The sequence below is a fragment of the Janthinobacterium sp. GW460-12-1-14-LB5 genome (assembly GCF_059423585.1).
The window spans coordinates 42,334-64,138 of the sequence record NZ_JBWKYD010000015.1; the positions used below are offsets into that span (position 1 = coordinate 42,334).

Genomic DNA, 21,805 nt, shown 5'->3' on the forward strand with positions numbered 1-21,805 from the left:
GCAGCGGCAAGATTGCCAGTGTTGGCGCCGCTTTCCGCGCACTTGCTTCACAAATGAACGATCATAACAAGCGGACGTTGGCCATCAGCGTCCGCATCACAAGAATCGGAACAATGGCTTTCTTTAAAAAACTTGTAGTCAGCTCGGTCATCGCCGCCATCGGCGTCGGTGGTACTTTTGTGTACTGGGCGCAGCAGCCCATCACCACGGAAGGCGAAGCGATCCCGTTTACGATTGCGCCCGGCAGCGGCGCCCATGCGGCCGGCCAGCAGATCGCGGACGCGGGCGTGCCCATCGTGCCCATCCTGTTCAACATGCTGGCGCGCATCGAAGGCAAGACTTCGAAGATCAAGGCCGGCTCCTACGAGCTGAAGCCGGGCACGACGCCGCAGCGCCTGATCACGCAGCTGGCGCGGGGCGAGTTCGCGCAAGAGTCCTTGACCATCATCGAAGGCTGGACCTTCAGGCAGATGCGCATGGCCATGGCCAGCCATCCCGGCCTCAAGCACGACACCGTGGGCTTGTCCGACAAGGAACTGATGGCGAAGATCAGCCCGGAATATGTGCTGCCGGAAGGCCTGTTCTTCCCGGACACCTATCTGTTCGCCAAGGGCGCCAGCGAAATGCAGATTTTCAGGCAGGCGCACGCGGCCATGATCGGCCGCCTGTCCGAAGCGTGGGACAAGCGCGATCCGGCCTTGCCGTATAAAAACCCGTACGAGGCGCTGATCATGGCGTCCATCGTGGAAAAGGAGACGGGACAGAAATCCGAGCGGGCCATGATCGCCGGCGTGTTCGTCAACCGCCTCAAGACGGGCATGCTGCTGCAGACGGACCCGACAGTGATCTATGGCATGGGCGACAACTACCAGGGCAAGATCCGCAAACGCGACCTGGAAGCGGACACCCCGTACAATACCTACACGCGCGGCGGCTTGCCGCCCACGCCGATTGCCCTGGCTGGCGCGCAATCGCTGACGGCGGCGCTGGCCCCGGCGCGCACGCAGGCGCTGTATTTCGTCGCGCGCGGCGACGGCACCAGCCAGTTTTCGGCCAACCTGCCCGACCATAACCGCGCCGTGAACCAGTACCAGCGGTAATTTCACCTGCTAATTTCACCTGATTAAGTAAGAAGTTTCATGACACAACACTATCAACCGCGCTTCATCACCTTCGAAGGCATCGATGGCGCGGGCAAGTCGACGCATATCGGCTTTGTGACCGACTACCTGCGACAGCGGGGCGTAAGCCTCGTATCGTCGCGCGAACCGGGCGGCACCAGCCTGGGCGAAAAGCTGCGCGAACTGCTGCTGCATGAAAAGATGCACCTGGAAACGGAAGCCCTGCTGATGTTCGCCAGCCGCCGCGAACACATCGCGCAAGTCATCGCCCCCGCCCTGGAGCGGGGCGAGTGGGTCATTTCCGACCGCTTTACCGATGCCAGCTTCGCCTACCAGGGTGGCGGGCGCGGCATGGACTTGCGCAAGATGGAGCAGCTGGAAGCGTGGGTGCATCCGCACCTGCAGCCAGACCTGACGTTCCTGTTCGACGTGCCCCTGGAGGTTGCCCGTGCCCGCCTGGACGCGACGCGCGCGCTGGATAAATTCGAGCAGGAGCAGGCCGATTTCTTTGCCGCCACGCGCAACGAATACCTGCGCCGCGCAGCGCAGTTCCCCGAACGTTTCCGCATCATCGATTCCACGCAAAGCATTGCCGATATTCAAGTGCAGCTGGCGCAACTGCTGGATGTATTACTTGAACAAAGTGTTGCAACACGTTGATTGACAAAGAATAATATGACCAGTTCTCTCTATCCGTGGCAACAGGACGCGTGGCAGCAATTGCAAGCCTTGCGCCCGCGCATGCCGCACGCCATTTTGTTCCATGGCGCGCAAGGCATCGGCAAGGCCGACTTCATCGAGCATTTCGCGCAAGCCTTGCTGTGCGAAGACGTGCGCGCCGACGGCCATGCCTGCGGCGCCTGCGCCTCGTGCGGCTGGTTTAGCCAGGGCAACCATCCCGATTACCGCCGCGTGCGGCCGGAAGCGCTGGAAGACGAGGTGGCCGACGACGGCGAAGAGGGCGAGGGCGCGAAGAAAAGCGCCAAGAGCAAGACGCCGTCGAAAGACATCAAGATTGAGCAGATCCGCAACCTGGCCGACTTCATGAACATTTCCACGCACCGGCAAGGCTTGCGCGTGGTGGTGCTGTACCCGGCCGAGGCGCTCAACACGCCCGCGTCGAACGCCTTGCTGAAAACCCTGGAAGAGCCGCCGCCGGGCACCCTGTTCCTGCTGGCATCGAACAGCCTGGACCGTTTGCTGCCGACGATCCTGTCGCGCTGCAGGAAATTTGCCTTGCCCATGCCCAGCCATGAGCAAGCCTTGACCTGGCTCAAGGCCCAAGGCTTGAACGATGCGGACAGCTGGCTGCGCGAGCAGGGCGGCGCGCCGCTGGCTGCGCTGGCCCAGTCCGAATCGGGTGGCCGCGAAGAAACGGAACAGTTGCTGCAAGTGTTGGCCAATCCGGGCGTGGAAGCGGCCCTGAAGGCGGCCGACAAATTGCAGAAGGCGCCGCTGGCGCCGCTGGTGGCTTCCTTGCAGCGCTGGCTGTACGACGTGTTTTCCGTCAAGCTGTCCGGCACCATCCGCTACTACCCGCGCCACCGGCGCGAGCTGGAAGCGCTGGCCGGCCGCATCAACGTCAGCCGCCTGATGGCCGCCATCAAGGCCGCCAACGAGCGCCGCGCGATTGCCGAGCACCCCTTGTCGCCCAAGCTGTTCCTGGAAGACATGCTGCTCGACTACGCATCAAGCTGCCAATAAAATCAAGCACTTGCATCGCTAAGTTAATCCGGATTGTCTGGTTCTTGGCGCGCTGGGAACTTAGCCGCAGGCGCGCGTGCAGCTGCGGTACTGCACTTCGCACGCTTGCTGGCGTTCGGCGCGCCGGGCGCGGAAGGCCTGGGCTTCAGTGGGGCGCAGCTGCTCCGCTTGCGCGTCGACATTCCTGCCGGCCGCGACGTAGGGATTGCTGCTGGGCTTCATCGACAAGATGGGGCTGCTATCGTTTTCCGTCGCGCCTTGCGCCTGCGCGCGGCAATCCTGGCGCGCCGAGGCGCAGACGGGCTGGCACAGGCCCGCATCGGCGGCCGGCTTGGGCAGGTCGCGCTTGTCCTGGGCATGCGCCGTCTGCGCCAGACAGGCCAGCAGTGTCAGTATCAGGGGACGGGCAACTTTCAACATGCAACACTCCAGGTATCCGCACGCCGCCCCATGGCTGCGCGTCGGCAAGCAACTATACATCTTGATAACGGTTTTGCCTACCGTCCATGTCTGATTGCCACCTCCCGAGCCCGGTGTTACAGTCAAGGAATTGGACAGCAACGGAGGCGTGCATGAAACGAGTCACTGGCATTGGCGGCATCTTTTTCCACGCGCAAGACCCGGCCGCCCTGCGCGCCTGGTATCAGCGCCACCTGGGTCTGGACGTGCAGCCGTGGGGCGGCGCCGCCTTCAGCTGGACGGATGCCGAGGGCAAACCCACTGGCGGCACCACCATCTGGTCCGTCGCGGCCAATGACAACGAACAATTCGCGCCCGGCAAGGCGTCCTTCATGATCAACTACCGCGTCGACGACCTCGACGCGCTGCTGCAAGCCCTGCGCGACGAGGGGTGCAACGTGCTGGACAAGGCGCCCGACTCCGAGTATGGCCAGTTCGGCTGGGTCATCGATCCCGAGGGCAACAAGGTGGAGCTGTGGCAGCCGCCGGAGGGGCAGTAGGCGGCGCACGCGCTGGCAGGAGCGCATACGAGCATGAAAGAAAATACATGAACTACCCGAGCAAAGCTATTGATTATGCACCGGAAAAGATGCGCGCCTTCCACGCGTATGGCTACGAGCACATCGATTGCCGCCAGTTTGCGCTGGCGCCGGAAGCCGTGCTGGGAACGCGCGAGCAAGCCTTGCCTTACATCGAAGAGGCCAGCCGTCATTTTTACGCGCTGGGCTGGCAGGGCGATGGCGAGGTCGAGCTGCTGTGGCTGCCGCCGTTCGTGTTTCCCCTGTCCATGCGCACCTCCACGCAAGGCATCGTCATCTGGCACGTCAAGCAGGAGCGGGACGGCGTGTCATTCCTCGTTTCCCCGGTTCCGCTGCCCTTCGAGGAATTTGCCTGAGGGATGGGGGCGCAGTCGCCGGCAGGGCGGATTTGCGCCTTCCCCCTGCCAGATTCCGCTCCCTCCGGTACAATCCCGCCTTATGTATATCGATTCCCATTGCCATATCAATTTCCCCGAGCTGGCTGCTCGCATGCCCGAGATTCTCGCCAAGATGGCCGAGAACAAGGTGACCCATGCCTTGTGCGTGTCCGTCGACCTGCCGGACTTCCCGCAGGTGCTGGCCCTGGCCGAACAGTATCCGCACATCTTTGCTTCCGTCGGCGTGCATCCCGATTACGAGGACACGCCTGAACCGTCCGTGGAAGACCTGGTCCAGCTGGCCGACCACCCGAAGATCATCGCCATCGGCGAGACGGGCCTCGACTATTTCCGCCTGACGGGCGACCTGGAATGGCAGCGCGAGCGTTTCCGCACGCACATCAAAGCTTCAAGAATCACCCGTAAACCCTTGATTATCCACACACGGGCGGCCAGCGAAGACACGATCCGCATCATGCGCGAAGAGGGCGCGGGCGTGGCCGACGGCGGCGTGGCCGGCGTCATGCATTGCTTTACAGAATCGCTGGAAGTGGCGCGCGCCGCCATCGACATGGGTTTCTATATTTCGTTTTCCGGCATCGTCACGTTCAAGAGCGCCAGGGATTTGCAGGCCGTGGCCCTGGAAGTGCCGCTCGAGCGCATCCTCATCGAGACGGATTCGCCCTACCTGGCGCCCGTGCCGTTCCGCGGCCGCATGAACGAACCGGGCTACGTGGCCCACGTGGCCGAGTACCTGTCGACCTTGAAAGGCATTCCCCTGGATCAGGTAGCGAAGCAGACGACGGATAATTTCTTCAAGCTATTCAATCAGTTGCCATAACTTCTTAAGGTCAGCCATGATGAAAAAACTCGCGTTGGCGATGCTGCTGTGCTGCGCTGGCAGCAGCTACGCGGCGCCGGAACCGGACGCCTTCTTCCGCGCCGTCTCCGTCAACAACGACAGCGGCGTGCGCAGCATGCTGGCTGACGGCATGAATCCGAACCAGCCCGATGCGCAGCGGGGCGACATACCGCTGGTGCTGGCTCTGCGCGATGATGCGGACAAGGTGTTCAAGCTGCTGCTCGACACGCCCGGCATCGATATCGAGGCGCGTTCGGCCAACGGCAACACGGCGCTGATGATGGCCGCATATAAACACAAGCTGGACGCGGTGAACGCCTTGCTGGCCAAGGGTGCCAAGGTCAATCAGAGCGGCTGGACGGCGCTCCACTATGCGGCCTCGGCTGGCGACCTGCCCATCATGAAGATTTTCCTGGAGCGCGATGCCGTGGTCGACGCGCGCGCGCCTGCCAACGTCACGCCGCTGATGTTTGCCGCCCGCGAAGGGCAGGAGGGCGCCGTCAAGCTGCTGCTGTCCTGGGGCGCGGACGCCAGCCTGAAGAGCGACCACGGCTGGACGGCCGTGCAGTTCGCCCAGGCCGGCGACAAGCCGGGCGTGGTTGCCATCATCGAAGCGGCGCAAAAGGCGCGCGCTGCCAGAAAGTAATCTTTGTATTAATATTTTCCATGCCAGCGCCAAAACTGGCATGGAATTGCCTCTCACCTCAGCCCTTTGCTCTCCCTGGCGATTAACGATAATGATCGTGTCGCATTAATCAGGAGATTTTTCGCATGGGCCATTCCACCACCGTCAGGCGCCGGCTGTATTGTCGCCGCCCCTCGCGCAGCCCGTGCGATATCACTGCTTTCTGGAATGACAAAACCGATCGGCCATCGGAGCCAGACTCCAAGAGGACAGACATGCTGAATGAACGAGAAATCGAGAGTTGTTACCTGGGGCAATTTATCCCCGTCCATTACCACCACAATATGTTGATGGACCAGAACCGCATGCACGGGTTCAAGTCGGCGATCGATTACGCGGTGAAACCCGGCATGAAGGTATTGGAGCTGGGCGGCGGCACGGGCGTGCTGTCGTGGTTTGCGGCCGCGCGCGCCGACAAGGTCTGGTGCGTGGAGTTCAATCCGGACATGGTCAAGGAAGCGCGCAAGATGCTGGCGCTCAACCCGAACGGTGAAAAAGTCGAAGTCGTCCACGCGGACGCCTTCGAATACCTGCCGCCCGAGCCCGTCGATGTGGTCATCTGCGAAATGATCCATGTCGGCATGCTGCGCGAAAAGCAGGTGGAAGTGATCGAATCGTTCAAGCGCCGCTACCTGGCCCGCTTCGGCGGCCCGTTGCCCATCTTCCTGCCCGAAGCCGTCATCATGGCCGTGCAGCCGATGCAGCAGGAATACGATTTCGAGGGCTTTTATGCGCCCATCGTGCAATTCCAGGAAACCACGGCCATCCATCCGGGCGTGCTGGAACTGGCGCCGCCGTCCGTCTACAGCATCATCGACTTCAGCCAGCCGACGGACAGCGTGTTCGGTTTCGACGGCAAGTTCGTCGTCGAGCGCAGCGGCACCTTGAATGCCCTGCGTTTCGTCACCAAGAACATCCTGGCCGTGGTGCCCGAGCGCTCGTCCACCATCGACTGGCTGAACCATTACATGTGCTTGCCGCTGGCCACGCCGGTGGCCGTGAAGGCGGGCGACGTGCTGCAAGTGAGCTTCCAGTACCGCGCGGGCGGCTCGATACCCTCGCTGGAAGCGTCGATCCGCGCGCAGGTCATCTATGACGTCAACCTGCAGCCTGCCACGCAGAACGCCGTCTACGCCTGAGTATCATTAATGTAAAGGCAACGCCGCAGCGATTTCATCCTGCGGCGTTTGTCCATTCAGGGTATATTCCGTCTTTTACCCACTGGACAGTTTTACTATCATGGAACAGATCGATCAGCGTTACCTCGTGCAACAGAATAAAATCAGCGACGGCGAGACCAAACCGCCCGTGTTTGCCAAGGTAATGCGCAGCAAGGAAGGCGTGTTTGAAGGCGTATCCTTCATCAAGTCGAAGGACAAGGCCTCCATCCTGACCATCGAAGAGGCCAACCAGGCCATCAAATGGGCCGCCAACAAGAAGCCGAATGCGCATGAATACGTCACGAAAGTGATTTGCGTCGGCCAGTAAGCCCCGTTCATTCCCGTTTTTGCACCGTTCATCCCCGCATTGTGCCGTTCATCGCATGGCCGTTGCCGCCCCGGCGGCGCGTTACTATAGTGGTGTCACGGTAGCGGGGCAAGCACGGCTTGCTCCGCACATTTCATTTAAGGGGAAACGCGATGCTGGGATTCGTGCTGTGGCTGCTGCTCTTGCTGGTGTGCTGGCCCCTGGCCTTGCTGGCGCTCGTGCTGTATCCGCTGGCCTGGCTGCTGTTGCTGCCATTCCGTTTGATCGGCATCGGCGTGGAAGGCGTGTTCGAATTGCTGCGCGCCATCGTCATGCTGCCGGCCCGCGTGCTGGGCGGCGGACGGCACTGAACTGGATTTCTGGATTTCCCATAAAAAATGGCGCCCTCGGCGCCATTTTTGTTTGCCGTGCCGCTTACAGGTCGACCATGAAACCGGCGCCGATCGATTTCTGCGAATAGTTGTAGTCGATCAAGCTCTGGCCATAGCCAGAAAACAGTTGCAGATAGCCTTTCAGGTTGGCCTTCAGCGGGAAAGCCCAGCTGGCCTGCATGGAACCATGCTTCTTGCTGAAATTGCGGCGCGCCGTCACCGCGTATTCATGGCCCTTGTTGCGGTAGCTTACGCGCAAGTCGCCATGGCCCATGTAATCGGTGATGTCGATATTGTCATTGTCGGTCGCACTATTGTCGAGGCGGTGCCAGACGCGGCCCGTGATCGCCAGGTTGTCTTTTTCCACGCCCAGTTCCGCATACACGCGGTTCCAACTGCGCGACAGGGTCGAGGTCTGGCCATTCGACTGGTGCACCAGGCCCAGGTTCAGGTAATTGAATTCCAGGCCCGCGAAATTCTTGTTGATCGGCAAGATCAGCATCAGTTCCGGCTGGTAATTGGTCTCGCGGAAGGGGCTTGATGCCTTGCGGTTATACGCCTGCCAGAAACTTTGCTGCGTATAGCCGAACCACATGTCGATGGGCGTGCCGGCGATGTCTTCCAGCAGCTTCATCTTGAAGCTGAGCTGGAAGGTCAGTTCCACGTGCTGGCTCTTGATGCCGCCCGGCGTGAAATCCTGGAACGGTTCATCGTTCGAGGCGTCGCTGTAGTTGGCCAGCAGCAAATAAGTGTCGCGGTGCGGGCGGAAGTTGAACAGGCCGCGCTTCGAGGCGTCGTTCAGTTCCCACGATTGCTGGGTGCGCGAAATCGGTGCTTCCGGCGGCGCCGCGCCAGCCTGCGCGATGGCGGGTATGGCGGCGTTGACGGCGTCCGGCGTAGCCACGCCCGGCGGGCTGACAAACGTGAGCGGGGCGACCTCGGCGGCTGCTGCCAGGGTGACGGCAGCCGTGGCAGGGTCGCCGCCAGCGGCGATGGTGGCTTTTTCCGCCGCCTTGGCCAGGGTGTCGAAGCAGCCCAGGCGGGCGCTGGCGTCACCGAGCACGGCGCAACGCTGCATTTGCTGTTCCAGTTCGCCGGCCATGGCCAGCGCTGGCGACGCCAGCAGGGAGGAGAGGATTATTTTTCTTAGTTGGATGGTCATAGGCTGAGTGGGGCATGTCATTCGGTGCGCACCTGGGCTGCATGCCGGCGGCGTCGCCTTGCACGATAAATCACCGTGCGTCTTGATCCTGATTAATCTTTGTTGGATTAATAGTTTTGAAAGTATAGCGGAATACCTCGATTGCCCCGTGCGCCAGCCGTGCGCGGGGGGAACAGTGTTGTACGCATGGTAAAAACTAGTCCCCCGTGCCGTCCAAATCGATGTCTGCTACACTGGAAAACCGGTGCAAACACTGGCGTGCCGGGCTAGCCATGGAGATTGTGATGACCCGCAAAACACCTATCGAGCGCTACCGCAACATTGGCATCAGCGCCCATATCGACGCCGGCAAGACCACCACCACCGAGCGCATCCTGTTTTATACGGGGGTCAATCACAAGATCGGCGAAGTGCACAATGGCGCCGCCACCATGGACTGGATGGAGCAGGAGCAGGAACGGGGCATCACCATCACCTCGGCCGCCACCACGGCCTTCTGGAAAGGCATGGCCGGCAACTTCCCCGAACACCGGATCAACATCATCGACACGCCCGGCCACGTGGATTTCACGATCGAGGTGGAGCGTTCGATGCGCGTGCTCGACGGCGCCGTGATGGTCTACGACGCCGTCGGCGGCGTGCAGCCCCAGTCCGAGACCGTCTGGCGCCAGGCCAATAAATACCATGTGCCGCGCATCGCCTTCATCAACAAGATGGACCGGGTGGGCGCGGATTTCTTGCGCGTGCGCAAGCAGATTGCCGAGCGCCTGAAGGGCGTGGCCGTGCCCATCCAGCTGCCCATCGGCGCGGAAGAGCACTTCACGGGTGTCATCGACTTGCTGAAAATGCGCGCCATCACCTGGGACGACGCCAGCCAGGGCGTGCAGTTCAGTTATGGCGAGATTCCCGCCAGCTTGCAGGCGCAGGCGCAGGAATGGCATGAGCATATGGTCGAGCACGCGGCCGAGGCCACCACGGAGATGACGGAACGCTACCTGAATGGCGACACGTTCACGGAAGCGGAACTCAAGCAAGCCTTGCGCGCGCGCACCATCCGCAATGAAATCGTGCCCATGCTGTGCGGCAGCGCTTTTAAAAACAAGGGCGTGCAGGCGATGCTGGACGCCGTCATCGAATACCTGCCGTCGCCGCTGGAAGTGCCGCCCATCATGGGCCACGACGAGCACGACAAGGAAGTGGAGCGCCATCCGGCCGACGACGAGCATTTCTCCGCGCTGGCCTTCAAGATCATGACGGACCCGTTCGTGGGGCAATTGACGTTCTTCCGCGTGTATTCGGGCGTGGTGAACTCGGGCGACATGGTCTACAACCCCACCAAGAGCGCGCGCGAGCGGCTGGGGCGCATCCTGCAGATGCATGCGAACGAGCGCAAGGAAATCAAGGAAGTGTATGCGGGCGACATCGCCGCCGCCGTGGGCCTGAAAGCCGTCACCACGGGCGACACCCTGTGCGCCATCGACCACATCATCGTGCTGGAAAAGATGATCTTCCCGGAACCCGTGATTTCCCAGGCGGTCGAACCGAAGACCAAGCCGGACCAGGAAAAGATGGGCATCGCCCTGAACCGCCTGGCGCAGGAAGACCCGTCGTTCAGGGTGCATACGGACGAGGAATCGGGCCAGACCATCATGTCGGGCATGGGAGAACTGCACCTGGAAATTCTGGTCGACCGCATGCGGCGCGAATTCGGCGTGGAAGCAAACGTGGGCAAGCCCCAGGTGGCATACCGCGAAACCATCACGCGCACGGTGGACGATATCGAGGGCAAGTTCGTCAAGCAATCGGGCGGACGGGGCCAGTACGGCCACGTGGTGCTGAAACTCGAACCGCTGGAGCCGGGCACGGGCTACCAGTTCGTCGACGCCATCAAGGGCGGCGTCGTGCCGCGCGAATTCATCCCCGCCGTCGACAAGGGCATCATCGAAACCCTGAAGGCGGGCGTGCTGGCCGGCTACCCGGTCGTCGATGTGAAGGCGACATTGACGTTCGGTTCCTACCACGACGTCGATTCCAACGAAAACGCCTTTCGCATGGCCGGCTCCATCGCCTTCAAGGACGGCATGCGCAAGGCGTCGCCCGTGCTGCTGGAGCCGATGATGCAGGTGGAGGCGGAAACGCCGGAAGAATTCATGGGCAACGTCATGGGCGACCTGACGGCCCGGCGCGGCATGGTGCAGGGCGTCGACGACATCCCCGGCGGCGCGGGGCGCATCGTCAAGGCCCTGGTGCCGCTGGCGGAAATGTTCGGCTACTCGACAACCTTGCGTTCATTGACTCAGGGCCGCGCTACTTACACGATGGAATTCAAGCACTATGCGGCCGTGCCCAAGCATATACTGGACCAGGTGGCCGCGGCGGGGAAGGCGAAGTAAATATAATCAAACCCGAATGGCAAATGCCGGGGTCGTACCCTGCAGGGTACGACCCCAGTCGTCGCAGTTGGGTCTAGTGTGCGAGGTTTTGCGCAATAATCGCATCGGCCATCTTCTCCGCCTCATCCACGGGCTGGCTCAGCGCCTGGGTCGTGTAGACGGTCGATGCCGCCATCGGCTGATCCAGCGTTGCCCCTTCGCCATGGCTCGTGTCGACCGTCACCGTCGTCGACAGGCCGATGCGCAGCGGGTGGGCGGCCAATTCCTTCGGGTCCAGGGTGATGCGCACGGGCACGCGCTGCACCACCTTGATCCAGTTGCCCGTGGCGTTTTGCGCCGGCAACAGCGAAAACGCGCTGCCCGTGCCGGCCGACATGCCCAGCACCTTGCCGCGGTACACCACCTTGCTGCCATACAAATCCGTTTCGATCGTGGCCGCCTGGCCGACACGGATATTGCGCAATTCGGACTCCTTGAAGTTCGCATCGACCCATAATTGATCGAGCGGCACGATGGACATCAGCGGCGTGCCCGGCGTCACGTGCGTGCCCAGCTGCACGCTGCGCTTGGCCACATAGCCCGAGACGGGCGCGACCACGGCGTTGCGGCGCACGGCCAGCCACGCCTGCAGCACGTCGCCCCGGGCCGACAGCACGGCCGGATGGCTGGCCAGGCTGACGCCCGCCACGCCCGATTTGGCGGATTCGGCCTGGCGCTGCGCCACCATCAAGGCCGCTTTCGCGTCATCGACGGCCTGTTTTGCATGGGCAAGGTCTTCGCCCGAGATCGTCTGGTCCGCCGCCAGCGGCGCGCGGCGAGAAAGGTTGCCCTGCGCCGTGGCCAGGGCCAGGCGGCGCTGCTCGATGACGGCGTCGTACTGCGCCACGCTGGCATAGCGTTCGCGCTCCTGGCGCACGACGTTGCCCAGCCGTGCCTGCGCCTGGCTCAGGGCCAGGTCTGCATCGATGGCGTTCAGCGTGATCAGCGGGGCGCCCGCCTTGACCATCTGCGTCTCGTCGGCGCGGATGGCGTCGACATTGCCCGTCACTTGCGCGGACAGGGTGACGAGGTTGCCGCCCACATAGGCGTTGTCCGTGACTTCTTCCCTGGCCAGCACTAATTGATAATAAGCTGCCCAGGCCGCGCCCGCCACGACAAAGGCGGCCGTGATGGCGATCAGGACGGCCTTGCGCTTGCCGGGGTTGTCATTGCTGGCTGTGGTGTCGTTGCTCATGATGTGTTCCGTAATCGATGGTTATTGTTTAGTCGTCGTGGCGGCAAAGTCGCTGCTGCCCCGGTAGCCGCCGCCCAGGGCCACGGTCAGGCCGATTTCCGCGTCCTGGCGCTGGTTTTGCAGCTGCATGCCCAGGTCCACCTGGCCGCGCACGGTCATTTCCGCGTTCAGTTGCGTGGCGCGGTCGGCCAGACCTTGCTTGAGCCGCGCATTCGCGTTGCGCAACTGCGCTTCGCTGGCGCGCAGGCTTTCCTGCTGCAGCCGCAGCTGGTTTTCCACGCCTTGCACCCTGGCACCGGCCTGCGCCACGTCGCGCACGACATTGAAGACATTCTGGTTGTAGTCAACGATCAGCTCGTTGCGTTCGCTGCGCGCGCCGGCAAGCTGGGCCTGCAGGCGGCCGCTGTCGAACAGGGGCAGCGACAGGGCCGGGCCGATGAACAGGGTGCGGCTGCCCGATTGCAGCAGCTTGCCCAGCCTGATCGCATCGAGGCCGAACGAGGCCCCCAGGTCGATATCGGGGTAGAACGACGCTTGCGCCGCCTCGATCTTGCTCATGGCCGCCTGTACTCTCCAGCGCGCCGCCTGCAAATCGGGCCGGCGTGCCAGCAATTCCATGCCCAGCTTGCCGGGCAGGGCGTGCGGCAGCGGCTGCGCCTGTTTCGGCTGCAGGCTGGACAGGGCCGAGGCATCCGCACCCAACAGCGCGCGCAAGGCTTCCCGTTCCGTGACGACCTGCGTTTCCAGCAGGGCGATCTGTTGCTGCAGCAAGCTCAAACGCGTTTGCGCGGACAGATGGTCGTCGCTGACGCCGAGGCCGTTGGCGATGCGTTTTTCCTTGTCCAGCACCAGCAGCTGCTGCAGTTGCACCAGTGCATGCAGGTTGTTCATGCGTGCCCAGCCGTTTTGCATGCTGAAGTAGTGGCGGGCGATCTCGGCTGCCAGCATCTGTTCCGCCATCGCGTATTCGGCGCGCCGCGCGTTGACTTCACCGAGGCTGGCGGCGATCTGCGCCTTGTGCTTGCCCCACCAGTCCAGGTCGTAATGGGCTTGCACGCCCACCGTGACCTCGTTGTAGTAATTGCCGCCGATGGGGGCAGGCATCAAGCCATTGCCCGAATAGCGCTGGCGGCTGGCGTTGGCTCCCAGGTCGACCCTGGGGCCGCGCTCCGCATGCTGGGCGTCAAACGCGGACAGGGCCGAGCCGATGCGGGCATTCGCCACCGCCAGGTTCGGGCTGGCGGACAGCGCCTGTTCGATCAGCTGATCCAGCTGATCGTCCCGGAACTGGCGCCACCACTGGGCGGCGGGCCAGCCTTCGCTGGCCAGGTGGATGTCGGCCGCCAGTTGCACGGTGGCCAGGTCTTGCTGCGGCAACTGCTGCGTGTCGGGCGCAATGCTGGCGCAGCCGGCCAGGGATAGACTGAGCGCCAGGACGCTGAGGGAGAGTTTCATCGGTGTGTGCATGAGGGTTATTCCATGGCCGCGTGGTCGACCACGACAGGCGCATTTTTCTTCGGTGGTTTGATCAGGAGCAAGAGCGGCAGCACGAGGATGGTCAGCCACATCATCAGCCAGAAGTCGTCGAGGTAGGCGATCATCGACGCCTGCCGCGTGATTTCGCCATTCAGCGCCGCCATGCCCGTGCTCGTGCCCAGGTCGAACACCTGGGCGATGCCGGGGTCATGCAGGGCAGGGTTGGCAATATTGATGTGTTCCGTCAGGGAGGCATGGGCGATCTGTGTATTGCGCACCAACAAGGTTTGCACGAGGGCGATGCCGATGCTGCTGCCGATGTTGCGCACCAGGCTGTAGATGGCCGTGCCTTCCGCCCGCATCTGCGGCGACAGGGTGGCAAACGTGGCCGCGCTCAGCGGTACGAAGACGAGGCCCAGGCCGATGCCCTGGATGATGCCGTTCCACACGACCGTCTTCGGCACCAGGTCCAGGGTGAAATTGGCCATTTGCCACAGCGAAAACGCGGTAATGGAAAAGCCCACGCCCAGCAGGATGCGCGTATCGATCTTGCCGGTGAGCCTGCCGACGATCAGCATGGCCAGCATCGTGCCCAGGCCGCTGGGCGCCGTCACCAGGCCGGCAATCGCTGCCGGGTAGTTCATCAAGCCTTGCAGCATCGACGGCGTCAGCGCTCGGGTGGCGAACAGCACCATGCCGACGATGAAGATGAACAGCAAGCCGCTCACATAGTTCGAATTCTTCAGCAGGCGGTAGTCGAGAAAGGACTTGCCGGCCGGCCGCAGGGCCGTGTGGGCGATGAAATAACAGAGGCTCATGGCCAGCACGATGGCTTCGATCCACGTTTCCGTGGAAGAAAACCAGTCGTTCTGCTCGCCCCGGTCCAGCAGCATCTGCAGCGCGCCGATGGACAGGCTCAGGGTGGCGAAGCCGAACATGTCAAAGTTCATGCGGCGGTTGGGCGGATCCTTGCGGATGTAGCGCCAGATGCCATAGAAGGCCATGGCGCCGATGGGGATGTTGATGAAGAAGACCCAGCGCCAGCTGTAGCTGTCCGTCAGCCAGCCGCCCAAGGTCGGACCCAGGATGGGGCCGATCATCACGCCCATGCCCCAGATGGCCATGGCCGAGCCGTGTTTTTCGCGCGGATTGATATCGAGCAAGACCGCCTGCGACAGCGGCACCAGCGCCGCGCCGAACACGCCCTGCAGCAAACGGGCGGCGACGATCTCGGACAGGGTGCCGGACAGGCCGCACAGCACGGAGGCGAGCGTAAAGCCGGCCACGGAGACGAGAAAGGTGTTTTTCTGGCCGAAGCGGTCGCACAGCCAGCCCGTCAGGGGCGTGGCAATGGCGGCGGCGACGATGAAGGAGGTCAGCACCCAGGTGATCTGGTCTTGTGAGGCGGAAAGGCTGCCCTGCATGTGGGGCAGGGCGACGTTGGCGATGGTGCCGTCGAGCGCCTGGATGATGGTGGCGAGCATGATCGAAATCGTGATCATGCGCCGGTTCAGCGTGGGGTCTTGCGAGGCTGGAAGGGAAGTCACGCAAACTTCTCCGTCGCCGCCTGCAGCGCTTCCAGCAGTTCGGTGGCGGCGCGTAGTTGATCGGGGTCAATGCCCTGCAGCAGCTCCTTGCGGAAGCCGTCCGCTTCCTTGCGCACGGTGTCATACACCTGCAGGCCCGCCTCGGTCAGTACCACCAGCTTGACGCGGCGGTCCGTTGCCGACGGCTGGCGCTGCACGAAGCCCGATTTCACGAGCCGGTCCAGCATCGACACCATGGTGGGGTTTTCCACGCCCAATTGATGGGCCAGCTCGCTTTGCGAGGGCGGCTGCGGCGATTTGGCGATCATGGCAATGCACATCCAGCTTGCTTGCCCCAGGTCCAGGTCTTTCAGGCGCCGGTCGATCGCATGGCGCCAGCCGCGCGCCGTCTTGTGGAGCGCGGCGGAAAAACGCTCTTCGATAGAAATCATAAGGTGAGTCGTCTAATGGTTAGGTGTCTAACTAATATTCTAGCATGGCCGTTTGGCAGGCGTACAGGCCTTCCCGTTTGTCTACGCCGCTGTTACATTAACAGTCAGCCCACCACCATCAGGAGACAGCATGACGACGGAAAAACAGAAGCAGGACGGCCAGCACCGCGACAGCAGCGACTTTGTCATCACGCAAACTTTCGACGCGCCGCGCGAACTGGTGTTCCAGTCGTGGGTGGAGCCGGAACGCCTGGCCCAATGGTGGGGCCCCGTCGGCTTCGAATTGAGCGTGCTGGCGCTGGACTTGCAGCCCGGTGGCGTCTTCCACTACGGCATGCGCGCCGACAATGGCTATGAGATGTGGGGCAAGTTCACTTACCAGGCCATCGAAGCGCCTGAACGCATCGTTTCGATTTTGTCATTCGCCGACAAGCAGGGCAATGCCGTGCAGCATCCGGTCAGCGCGACCTGGCCGCTGGAATCGTTCAATGTCATGACGCTTACCGAAGAAAACGGCAAGACGACGATGACTTTGCGGTCGACGCCGCACAAGGCCACCGATGAGCAGCATCGGACTTTCCTGGAAGGGCATGAGTCGATGACGCAGGGGTTCAAGGCGACGTTTGGCCAGTTGGCACAGTATCTTGCCCGTGTTCAGTAGGATGGTATTGAACGCTGGCTATTAAAAACTGCGGGCCGGAGTCGCGAGCCTGAGAAAACGGCCATGGCTGCGTTGCTTGGGCTCGCCGTACATGCGTACTGTCTTCGCCCGCGCGCCTTGCCCTGGCCATTTTTCAGGCCCGCTGGGCCCGGGGAGCCTGGGTTGAGTGGGTGGGCCTATTCTTCTTGCTGTTGCCAGTTCGCGGTTGAGGAGCGTCAGCTTTCGCCCCTAAGCGGAAGTTCGACTTTCTAGGCACCCTGTAGGGCTGATATGCTTTACGGGGTTCAAACCTATGCGTTTGCATATGCGGAAATTGACCGCCATTTCATCCTATTATCCGCGACCTACGATTTCCAGCGCGTCCCGGTCGGTAGTGTGTTCGTTGATGAAATCTGATATCAATTTGCGGTTAGGAGCCAAGACATCAGCCCATAAAGTATCCCAAGAGCTATAGGCTTCCCAAGAATAGCCGGGCGCATGTTGCTTTGACATTGTATTCATTGAGGCTAACACAGCATCCAAGTAGGTTTTTTGTATGGAAGTTCCCTCGAGTTCCAAAATACTCCCTAGATGGCATAGCCATTTGGCTAAATGGGAATACTGCGGCCACGCATCCCGTATAGCGGTGAATCCAATCTTTTTCTGTAGTGCTCCGTCCAGAATTTTCACAACTCCGGGATCATCAATACTCCTACCAATAGCGGCAACCGAAGCGGTAATCCCAAAGAATGAATATTCGGATTTTATATAGTCATCCGTGAACCGGGATCGTGTAGAGATAACCCGCTGCAATGCTGGGAGTGCACGCTCAGCCTGATCTTCTCCTTTAGGTATCCAAGTGGTTAGCTCCTTGAAAAACTGATGTACAGTGGTCTCATCTATGACCCTGATGCCGTAGCAATGGGCATAGTAGTCTTTTACATGCTGATTCACCTTTCCCCGCGATACAAAGAAAAGACTTCCACCGATAACGTGATTCCGTGAAAATGCTCGGTAATCGTTCATGATCGTTTTCAAGTTAGTATCGCCTAACGAATACCCTAAGATCACGACTGTGTTTTCGTGGAGCACAGTACTCAGCTTTCGCGAGAAATACGACTCGCCATGCATGAACTTAAAGTAGTTATCGGAGGTAACCACCATATCACGCGGACAATCAACCGAGCCGTGGACATGGTACACCTTCACATCGGCCGGGGCCCGAGGAATAGGAAAGCCGGGCGAAATGGACTGGCAACTAGTCGTCCCACATAGTTCCTCAGAAAGTTTGTCATAATTCGTCGTGATGATACGAAGAGGATATTTTTGAAAAAATTCGGATATGACTGCGTTATCACCGGAAAGTTTCAGCGCCTTGATCTGCTTAGCTATTTCCTCATGGATGTCCTGTCCGATTTTCTTCAGTTGAAGAGCAATAACCTGCGCAGATTCCTCCAAACTCAAAGGGTTGACCCCTCCAGGCGGAAACAATGCTGCTCTAAGGTCAGCGGCATAAGGCAGTGGATCGCACGCACCTTCGAGGAGCTCTTGCCATCCCGGTGCGAGTTTATTCGTGACTGCCTTTGAGAACCCAGTACCCGTGAACAAGCAAAGCCGTCTTGTGGCAGCAGCGTAGGCGATATCGAAATAAGCGCTCATGACTTTTTGTTACCCATATAGTTTCACCAGTGCAATACTATGTGTGATATGTTCGGATTCTGCAAGGAAAAACCAATATGGGGTTCTATTGACCCACCATGCTGTTGGTCGGTCTGCCCGGCTCGGGCAAGACCACGCTGGCCACCCGCTTTGCCAGTCTCTTGCCGCCCAAGAGCGACGAGGAAGCGCCGGAATCGGCAGCGGTGCGCTCCCTGGCCGGCTCTTTCAATATGGCGCACTGGAAGGTACGCCCGTCCAGGAGCCCCATCACAGCACCTCGGGTCCAATGCTGGTGGGCGGCAGCTGTCAATTCCACCTAATTACGTGACAACACAACTAAAAACACGACTGACCTCGGTGGAAAAATGCGTTCAGCGATCCTACTGCGGAACTAGGCTGAACCAACTTCCGCTTTTGGCCGGCTGCCGTCGTCGGCGGTTTCAGCCCCATTGGGGACATTGGTAAAGACTCAGAGCAGCGTTCCGATGTTCTGGATACTAGTGCCGCTAGCTTACTTGGTCCGGCGGACTATGGGGCAGTGCTGCGATTCGCTCCAGTTCCGATCTAAGTCCAAATGCATTGATTGCATGTTGGAGTCCGTACGTTGCAAATGAAACGGCATCGCGGATTCTCCCTTCCACTTCGCGCAGACGCGCGAGTACAAGAGCTAAGCGAACGTTCGTTATCCCAAATCCACTGAACTCCATCGGACCTTCCACCAAGTGTTCCACTTTCATTGTGTCGAGTGGAGAGGGCGGCATCGACATCGTGTCAAACACCGGGCGACCGTATGCCACGTAGACCTTGGCTGCATCGTTCATTGCCCTTTCAAGTGATGCCTGATCATCATAGCGCCACCACTGATCTGCCCCGGATTCCGACAATCGCCTCCTGAACTCACACGCGGACTCAGCGATCTTCTTTGGGGCGGGTGCGTTACCTAGTACATCAGGAACTGCAACTGGTTGAATAGCAAGATTGATCGCGAACTGTCCTCCGTAGCTCGACCCCTGAATATTGACCACATGGATTTGACCATCCCGAGTGCGGCGGAACGTCCTTCCAGATCCCGTAAAGCCTTCTGCACGAAGTTCTGGAGCCAAGTGAACCTTGATAATGGTTTCGATACGCGTAGTTTCAATGGACATTGTGTTTCCCAAAATTCAAAGTAACAGGCTACTGGTAGACATAGCGTAGAGCCAGACCGTAATGCTGCGCGAAATGAATAGCGACACCGCCATTCAACTAGCGACTTTGTCGTCCCATTAGATGAACGACCGTTTCTGGCCAACTGCCGTCGTTGCTAGGTATCGCCCCAAAGCAGACGTTTCAGCACTCATCAGGAACGCGCGGTCGCCAACGGCTTTGCGTCTGGGTATCGTATCAAGAACGAATGGATGGCTTGTTCAGGCAGGTTGATCAGAATCGTTCCACTGCTGTCCCAACAAGCGATCTCGAACAACGCGCCATCTAGTTGCGGCTCCGGTTCCGTACCGTCCCAATACTGCGGATTGTCCTCGACGTATGGCGCGGGAGCAGGTATCGGACGAAGCCCCTTAGGTACCGCGCTGAATACTGCCCAGATAAACTGGACCTCATAGGCATGCAGGAAGGCTGCAAGCTCGTCGCCAGTGAACCATTGATCATCCGGCGAGAAACCTGGTGGTCTCCAGTTCGTTTCGATGTCGCTGACGTACCAGTCATAGTCTTGCGGCGAAATGTTGGCGGCCTCGAACACGTCGCGCATGTTCGTGTACCAGCGAACTTGACTCGTTTTTTCAAGGATGATGTTCTTCATGTGGCTCTTAATCCTCGAACGTTGAAAGACCGCTTCTGGCCGACAGCGGCCCATCAGCATAACGAATTAGCAAACGAAAAAAGTCACGCATTGTCACTTCGTTTAGCTGACGTCGCAGGCGCTAACCGTCCGTCATCACTTGCCGATGAGTTGCACTTCCAGTACGTTAAACACCGTTACCCCTGAAACAGACGCAATGTCCCAAGGGTATTGTGTATTGATGCGCACCAGCTTGCGCCCAGCCGTGTCCACCCATTCGTGTTCGACAACGCAAGCAATGTATCCCGCCTGCGGATAGCTGCTGTCCGCACGCAGATCGCTGCTACTGACCACTGGCACTTTCTCAATGAATTCATGCCTGCCGCCATCGGCATCGCTCAGCACGCACGCGACCACGCCCGGAAAGGTGTCGTCAACGTAGCGTTCGATCTGTACGGACATTTTTCTTGTATCTCTGTTTAGACTTGAAACTTCCATGTTGCCTCCTCTAACACAGGCTCTGCAAGGCAAAATGCGCTGAGGCAGGCGTTTCCGGTGACGACCAGCCATTCGCGCTGCGTGCCTTCAACACCCTGCAACATGTTCTCTTCCGCACTCCAGCCGCCTGCCAGCACTTCCAGGAGGTGGCTGCCGCATGGGAAGTCACTGGAATTCCAGTATCGCGCCAGGTCGAATTCCTCAAGTAAGCGAAATCCGTCCACGTCGGGGAAGGTGATTTTCAGGCCGCTGACGTCATTTTGCTTACGCGAACAGGCGATCAGCACGATGAGTGTGCCGTCGGCATAGTTGACGGATGCAATATCGGAGTTGGGCTGCACCCCGTTTGATGGCAGATATGCGCGCGCCTTGAACGCCACTTTTGCCATATCGCCCGCTTCAGGCACCACTTTCATCATTTCGCCGCCATCCCCAGCATCTCCCGCACCACCGGCAAAATCATCCCCCAAGCATTCGACGTCGCCGCAATCTCGTCATAATGGCTGGCCCCAGGCAAGATCAGCACTTCCGCATGGTCGCCGGCCAGCTTGGCCTTGGCCGCATAGTCGTGCGCGACTCTGGGTGGGGAGATGGTGTCGAGCTCTCCGGTCGCCAGGACGGTGCGGCTGCCGTTGGGCATCAGGTCGGCGGCGTTGGTGTCGCTGTAGATGTCGGGGCGCTCGGTGCTGGCGCTGCCTGCCAGTTGCGCGATGTCGCGTTCGCAGCTGGTCTTGATCAATTCCTGTTCATGGCGCAGGTCGGCCAGGCCGCCCAGGCTGAGGATATTCCTGATCGGCAGATATTGTGCGCGGTACAGGGGGCTGGTCTTTGGCAGTTTTTCCCGCCCGGCGATCCACTGCACCAGCTGGCCGCCGGCCGAGTGGCCCATGGCAAGGATGCGCTTCACGTCCAGCTGGTATTGGGGCGCGTGTTGCTGCAGGCTGTCCAGGGCCGCGTGCATGTCTTCGTAGGTGCCCGGATAGCCGCCGCCTGGCTCGTCCACGCGCCGGTATTCCACATTCCACACGGCGATGCCTTGCGCCACGAGGGCGCCGGCCACGTTGCGCATCTGTTTGATGCCGCCGAAGGCCACCGTCCAGCAGCCGCCATGAACGAGCACGACGACGGGGAACGGGCCGCTGCCTTCGGGCCGGAACAGCTGCGCGTATTGCGATGGCGCGGGGCCATAGGCGATCTGCGCCGTGGGGGCGGGGCCGTTCAGGGCCAGGTAGTCGTCCAGGCTCATGGGGACGGCGACGGCGCCTTGGGCGGAGGCGAGCAGGGCGGTGGCGATCAGGGAAGACGGCAAGGAGGTAGGCATGCTGGGATTCGCTTGAGAAGAGAGCAACACTGTAGCATAGGGCCGCGTGGCGGCAGAGATC

General features: G+C 60.6%; 25 protein-coding genes and 1 tRNA gene. 14 read left to right on the top strand and 12 right to left on the bottom strand.

The window, feature by feature from the left end; genetic code table 11:
* Positions 1 to 113: 113 nt before the first annotated feature.
* The 3 genes from mltG to AC07X6_RS16700 are packed head-to-tail and all read left to right on the top strand — an operon-like array spanning position 114 to position 2,825.
* Entirely contained in the window at positions 114 to 1,100 is a 987-nt protein-coding gene (gene mltG / locus AC07X6_RS16690) for an endolytic transglycosylase MltG (RefSeq protein ID WP_230537616.1), read from the top strand.
* A gap of 39 nt (positions 1,101 to 1,139) precedes the next feature.
* A complete protein-coding gene (gene tmk, locus AC07X6_RS16695) occupies positions 1,140 to 1,781 on the top strand; it encodes a dTMP kinase (protein WP_494791678.1) in 642 nt (213 codons plus the stop codon).
* Positions 1,782 to 1,796: 15 nt separating this feature from the next.
* Positions 1,797 to 2,825: a DNA polymerase III subunit delta' gene (locus AC07X6_RS16700; RefSeq protein ID WP_230537618.1), complete on the top strand. Its 1,029-nt coding sequence runs from the start codon at positions 1,797 to 1,799 to the stop codon at positions 2,823 to 2,825.
* 60 nt (positions 2,826 to 2,885) lie between these two features.
* Here the strand turns inward: AC07X6_RS16700 and AC07X6_RS16705 are convergent, their stop codons facing one another.
* Positions 2,886 to 3,245: a hypothetical protein gene (locus tag AC07X6_RS16705; RefSeq protein ID WP_230537619.1), complete on the bottom strand. Its 360-nt coding sequence runs from the start codon at positions 3,243 to 3,245 to the stop codon at positions 2,886 to 2,888.
* A 152-nt stretch (positions 3,246 to 3,397) separates the two neighbouring features.
* On the opposite strand from AC07X6_RS16705, the gene AC07X6_RS16710 reads away from it, so the two are divergent.
* The 7 genes from AC07X6_RS16710 to AC07X6_RS16740 all read left to right on the top strand — a co-directional run bounded on the left by AC07X6_RS16710 (position 3,398) and on the right by AC07X6_RS16740 (position 7,585).
* On the top strand, positions 3,398 to 3,784 hold the full coding sequence (locus AC07X6_RS16710) for a VOC family protein (protein WP_494791679.1): 387 nt from the start codon (positions 3,398 to 3,400) through the stop codon (positions 3,782 to 3,784).
* A gap of 47 nt (positions 3,785 to 3,831) precedes the next feature.
* Entirely contained in the window at positions 3,832 to 4,179 is a 348-nt protein-coding gene (locus AC07X6_RS16715) for a hypothetical protein (RefSeq protein ID WP_494791680.1), read from the top strand.
* A gap of 82 nt (positions 4,180 to 4,261) precedes the next feature.
* The gene (locus AC07X6_RS16720; RefSeq protein WP_494791681.1) at positions 4,262 to 5,041 is read left to right on the top strand and encodes a TatD family hydrolase; all 780 of its coding nucleotides are present in this window, start codon (positions 4,262 to 4,264) and stop codon (positions 5,039 to 5,041) included.
* 16 nt (positions 5,042 to 5,057) lie between these two features.
* Positions 5,058 to 5,708, top strand: a complete 651-nt coding sequence (locus tag AC07X6_RS16725) for an ankyrin repeat domain-containing protein (RefSeq protein WP_494791682.1) — start codon at positions 5,058 to 5,060, stop codon at positions 5,706 to 5,708.
* Between the two features lie 254 nt (positions 5,709 to 5,962).
* A complete protein-coding gene (locus tag AC07X6_RS16730; protein WP_474291308.1) occupies positions 5,963 to 6,886 on the top strand; it encodes a class I SAM-dependent methyltransferase in 924 nt (307 codons plus the stop codon).
* 100 nt (positions 6,887 to 6,986) lie between these two features.
* On the top strand, positions 6,987 to 7,235 hold the full coding sequence (locus tag AC07X6_RS16735; protein WP_230537624.1) for a hypothetical protein: 249 nt from the start codon (positions 6,987 to 6,989) through the stop codon (positions 7,233 to 7,235).
* A gap of 152 nt (positions 7,236 to 7,387) precedes the next feature.
* Positions 7,388 to 7,585: a hypothetical protein gene (locus tag AC07X6_RS16740; protein WP_070218341.1), complete on the top strand. Its 198-nt coding sequence runs from the start codon at positions 7,388 to 7,390 to the stop codon at positions 7,583 to 7,585.
* Positions 7,586 to 7,649: 64 nt separating this feature from the next.
* On the opposite strand, the gene AC07X6_RS16745 is transcribed toward AC07X6_RS16740, so the two are convergent.
* Positions 7,650 to 8,768 (bottom strand): phospholipase A, encoded by a 1,119-nt coding sequence (locus AC07X6_RS16745; protein WP_494791683.1) that lies wholly within the window; start codon positions 8,766 to 8,768, stop codon positions 7,650 to 7,652.
* A gap of 284 nt (positions 8,769 to 9,052) precedes the next feature.
* Here AC07X6_RS16745 and fusA point away from each other — a divergent pair, with 284 nt between their 5' ends.
* On the top strand, positions 9,053 to 11,161 hold the full coding sequence (gene fusA, locus AC07X6_RS16750; RefSeq protein ID WP_494791684.1) for an elongation factor G: 2,109 nt from the start codon (positions 9,053 to 9,055) through the stop codon (positions 11,159 to 11,161).
* 73 nt (positions 11,162 to 11,234) lie between these two features.
* Here the strand turns inward: fusA and AC07X6_RS16755 are convergent, their stop codons facing one another.
* Genes AC07X6_RS16755 through AC07X6_RS16770 form a run of 4 tightly spaced genes read right to left on the bottom strand, consistent with a single transcriptional unit; the run spans position 11,235 to position 15,849 of the window.
* Positions 11,235 to 12,395: an HlyD family secretion protein gene (locus AC07X6_RS16755; RefSeq protein ID WP_494791685.1), complete on the bottom strand. Its 1,161-nt coding sequence runs from the start codon at positions 12,393 to 12,395 to the stop codon at positions 11,235 to 11,237.
* 21 nt (positions 12,396 to 12,416) lie between these two features.
* Positions 12,417 to 13,850: an efflux transporter outer membrane subunit gene (locus AC07X6_RS16760; protein WP_494791686.1), complete on the bottom strand. Its 1,434-nt coding sequence runs from the start codon at positions 13,848 to 13,850 to the stop codon at positions 12,417 to 12,419.
* A gap of 17 nt (positions 13,851 to 13,867) precedes the next feature.
* Positions 13,868 to 15,373 (bottom strand): DHA2 family efflux MFS transporter permease subunit, encoded by a 1,506-nt coding sequence (locus AC07X6_RS16765; RefSeq protein ID WP_171985157.1) that lies wholly within the window; start codon positions 15,371 to 15,373, stop codon positions 13,868 to 13,870.
* Positions 15,374 to 15,414: 41 nt separating this feature from the next.
* Positions 15,415 to 15,849, bottom strand: coding sequence for a MarR family winged helix-turn-helix transcriptional regulator (locus tag AC07X6_RS16770; RefSeq protein WP_494791687.1), 435 nt, complete (start codon positions 15,847 to 15,849; stop codon positions 15,415 to 15,417).
* Between the two features lie 244 nt (positions 15,850 to 16,093).
* On the opposite strand from AC07X6_RS16770, the gene AC07X6_RS16775 reads away from it, so the two are divergent.
* Positions 16,094 to 16,176, top strand: a tRNA-OTHER gene (locus tag AC07X6_RS16775).
* Positions 16,139 to 16,510, top strand: a complete 372-nt coding sequence (locus tag AC07X6_RS16780) for an SRPBCC family protein (RefSeq protein WP_494791688.1) — start codon at positions 16,139 to 16,141, stop codon at positions 16,508 to 16,510. Before AC07X6_RS16775 ends, AC07X6_RS16780 begins: the two co-directional genes overlap by 38 nt.
* A gap of 333 nt (positions 16,511 to 16,843) precedes the next feature.
* Here the strand turns inward: AC07X6_RS16780 and AC07X6_RS16785 are convergent, their stop codons facing one another.
* Positions 16,844 to 18,148: an SIR2 family NAD-dependent protein deacylase gene (locus AC07X6_RS16785; protein ID WP_494791689.1), complete on the bottom strand. Its 1,305-nt coding sequence runs from the start codon at positions 18,146 to 18,148 to the stop codon at positions 16,844 to 16,846.
* Between the two features lie 98 nt (positions 18,149 to 18,246).
* Here AC07X6_RS16785 and AC07X6_RS16790 point away from each other — a divergent pair, with 98 nt between their 5' ends.
* Positions 18,247 to 18,468 carry an ATP-binding protein gene (locus AC07X6_RS16790; protein ID WP_494791690.1) on the top strand — a complete coding sequence of 74 codons (222 nt, stop codon included), beginning with the start codon at positions 18,247 to 18,249 and terminating at the stop codon, positions 18,466 to 18,468.
* Between the two features lie 186 nt (positions 18,469 to 18,654).
* Here AC07X6_RS16790 and AC07X6_RS16795 read toward each other — a convergent pair whose 3' ends face one another.
* The 5 genes from AC07X6_RS16795 to AC07X6_RS16815 all read right to left on the bottom strand — a co-directional run bounded on the left by AC07X6_RS16795 (position 18,655) and on the right by AC07X6_RS16815 (position 21,744).
* Positions 18,655 to 19,296: a DUF4304 domain-containing protein gene (locus AC07X6_RS16795; protein WP_494791691.1), complete on the bottom strand. Its 642-nt coding sequence runs from the start codon at positions 19,294 to 19,296 to the stop codon at positions 18,655 to 18,657.
* Positions 19,297 to 19,487: 191 nt separating this feature from the next.
* Positions 19,488 to 19,946, bottom strand: coding sequence for a hypothetical protein (locus AC07X6_RS16800; protein WP_494791692.1), 459 nt, complete (start codon positions 19,944 to 19,946; stop codon positions 19,488 to 19,490).
* 135 nt (positions 19,947 to 20,081) lie between these two features.
* A complete protein-coding gene (locus AC07X6_RS16805; RefSeq protein ID WP_494791693.1) occupies positions 20,082 to 20,423 on the bottom strand; it encodes a hypothetical protein in 342 nt (113 codons plus the stop codon).
* Complete coding sequence (locus tag AC07X6_RS16810; RefSeq protein WP_494791694.1) at positions 20,405 to 20,842, bottom strand: hypothetical protein; 438 nt, start codon at positions 20,840 to 20,842, stop codon at positions 20,405 to 20,407. The genes AC07X6_RS16805 and AC07X6_RS16810 overlap by 19 nt, the downstream gene beginning before the upstream one ends.
* The gene (locus AC07X6_RS16815; RefSeq protein ID WP_494791695.1) at positions 20,839 to 21,744 is read right to left on the bottom strand and encodes an alpha/beta hydrolase; all 906 of its coding nucleotides are present in this window, start codon (positions 21,742 to 21,744) and stop codon (positions 20,839 to 20,841) included. The genes AC07X6_RS16810 and AC07X6_RS16815 overlap by 4 nt, the downstream gene beginning before the upstream one ends.
* Between the last annotated feature and the right edge of the window lie 61 nt (positions 21,745 to 21,805).

What these genes read in the sequence shown, in the direction of transcription:
- mltG (WP_230537616.1), top strand. Translation starts at nt 114, where the DNA reads ATGGCTTTCTTTAAAAAACTTGTAGTCAGCTCGGTCATCGCCGCCATC.
- tmk (WP_494791678.1), top strand. Translation starts at nt 1,140, where the DNA reads ATGACACAACACTATCAACCGCGCTTCATCACCTTCGAAGGCATCGAT.
- AC07X6_RS16700 (WP_230537618.1), top strand. Translation starts at nt 1,797, where the DNA reads ATGACCAGTTCTCTCTATCCGTGGCAACAGGACGCGTGGCAGCAATTG.
- AC07X6_RS16705 (WP_230537619.1), bottom strand. Translation starts at nt 3,245, where the DNA reads ATGTTGAAAGTTGCCCGTCCCCTGATACTGACACTGCTGGCCTGTCTG.
- AC07X6_RS16710 (WP_494791679.1), top strand. Translation starts at nt 3,398, where the DNA reads ATGAAACGAGTCACTGGCATTGGCGGCATCTTTTTCCACGCGCAAGAC.
- AC07X6_RS16715 (WP_494791680.1), top strand. Translation starts at nt 3,832, where the DNA reads ATGAACTACCCGAGCAAAGCTATTGATTATGCACCGGAAAAGATGCGC.
- AC07X6_RS16720 (WP_494791681.1), top strand. Translation starts at nt 4,262, where the DNA reads ATGTATATCGATTCCCATTGCCATATCAATTTCCCCGAGCTGGCTGCT.
- AC07X6_RS16725 (WP_494791682.1), top strand. Translation starts at nt 5,058, where the DNA reads ATGATGAAAAAACTCGCGTTGGCGATGCTGCTGTGCTGCGCTGGCAGC.
- AC07X6_RS16730 (WP_474291308.1), top strand. Translation starts at nt 5,963, where the DNA reads ATGCTGAATGAACGAGAAATCGAGAGTTGTTACCTGGGGCAATTTATC.
- AC07X6_RS16735 (WP_230537624.1), top strand. Translation starts at nt 6,987, where the DNA reads ATGGAACAGATCGATCAGCGTTACCTCGTGCAACAGAATAAAATCAGC.
- AC07X6_RS16740 (WP_070218341.1), top strand. Translation starts at nt 7,388, where the DNA reads ATGCTGGGATTCGTGCTGTGGCTGCTGCTCTTGCTGGTGTGCTGGCCC.
- AC07X6_RS16745 (WP_494791683.1), bottom strand. Translation starts at nt 8,768, where the DNA reads ATGACCATCCAACTAAGAAAAATAATCCTCTCCTCCCTGCTGGCGTCG.
- fusA (WP_494791684.1), top strand. Translation starts at nt 9,053, where the DNA reads ATGACCCGCAAAACACCTATCGAGCGCTACCGCAACATTGGCATCAGC.
- AC07X6_RS16755 (WP_494791685.1), bottom strand. Translation starts at nt 12,395, where the DNA reads ATGAGCAACGACACCACAGCCAGCAATGACAACCCCGGCAAGCGCAAG.
- AC07X6_RS16760 (WP_494791686.1), bottom strand. Translation starts at nt 13,850, where the DNA reads ATGAAACTCTCCCTCAGCGTCCTGGCGCTCAGTCTATCCCTGGCCGGC.
- AC07X6_RS16765 (WP_171985157.1), bottom strand. Translation starts at nt 15,373, where the DNA reads ATGATCACGATTTCGATCATGCTCGCCACCATCATCCAGGCGCTCGAC.
- AC07X6_RS16770 (WP_494791687.1), bottom strand. Translation starts at nt 15,849, where the DNA reads ATGATTTCTATCGAAGAGCGTTTTTCCGCCGCGCTCCACAAGACGGCG.
- AC07X6_RS16785 (WP_494791689.1), bottom strand. Translation starts at nt 18,148, where the DNA reads ATGAGCGCTTATTTCGATATCGCCTACGCTGCTGCCACAAGACGGCTT.
- AC07X6_RS16790 (WP_494791690.1), top strand. Translation starts at nt 18,247, where the DNA reads ATGCTGTTGGTCGGTCTGCCCGGCTCGGGCAAGACCACGCTGGCCACC.
- AC07X6_RS16795 (WP_494791691.1), bottom strand. Translation starts at nt 19,296, where the DNA reads ATGTCCATTGAAACTACGCGTATCGAAACCATTATCAAGGTTCACTTG.
- AC07X6_RS16800 (WP_494791692.1), bottom strand. Translation starts at nt 19,946, where the DNA reads ATGAAGAACATCATCCTTGAAAAAACGAGTCAAGTTCGCTGGTACACG.
- AC07X6_RS16805 (WP_494791693.1), bottom strand. Translation starts at nt 20,423, where the DNA reads ATGGAAGTTTCAAGTCTAAACAGAGATACAAGAAAAATGTCCGTACAG.
- AC07X6_RS16810 (WP_494791694.1), bottom strand. Translation starts at nt 20,842, where the DNA reads ATGATGAAAGTGGTGCCTGAAGCGGGCGATATGGCAAAAGTGGCGTTC.
- AC07X6_RS16815 (WP_494791695.1), bottom strand. Translation starts at nt 21,744, where the DNA reads ATGCCTACCTCCTTGCCGTCTTCCCTGATCGCCACCGCCCTGCTCGCC.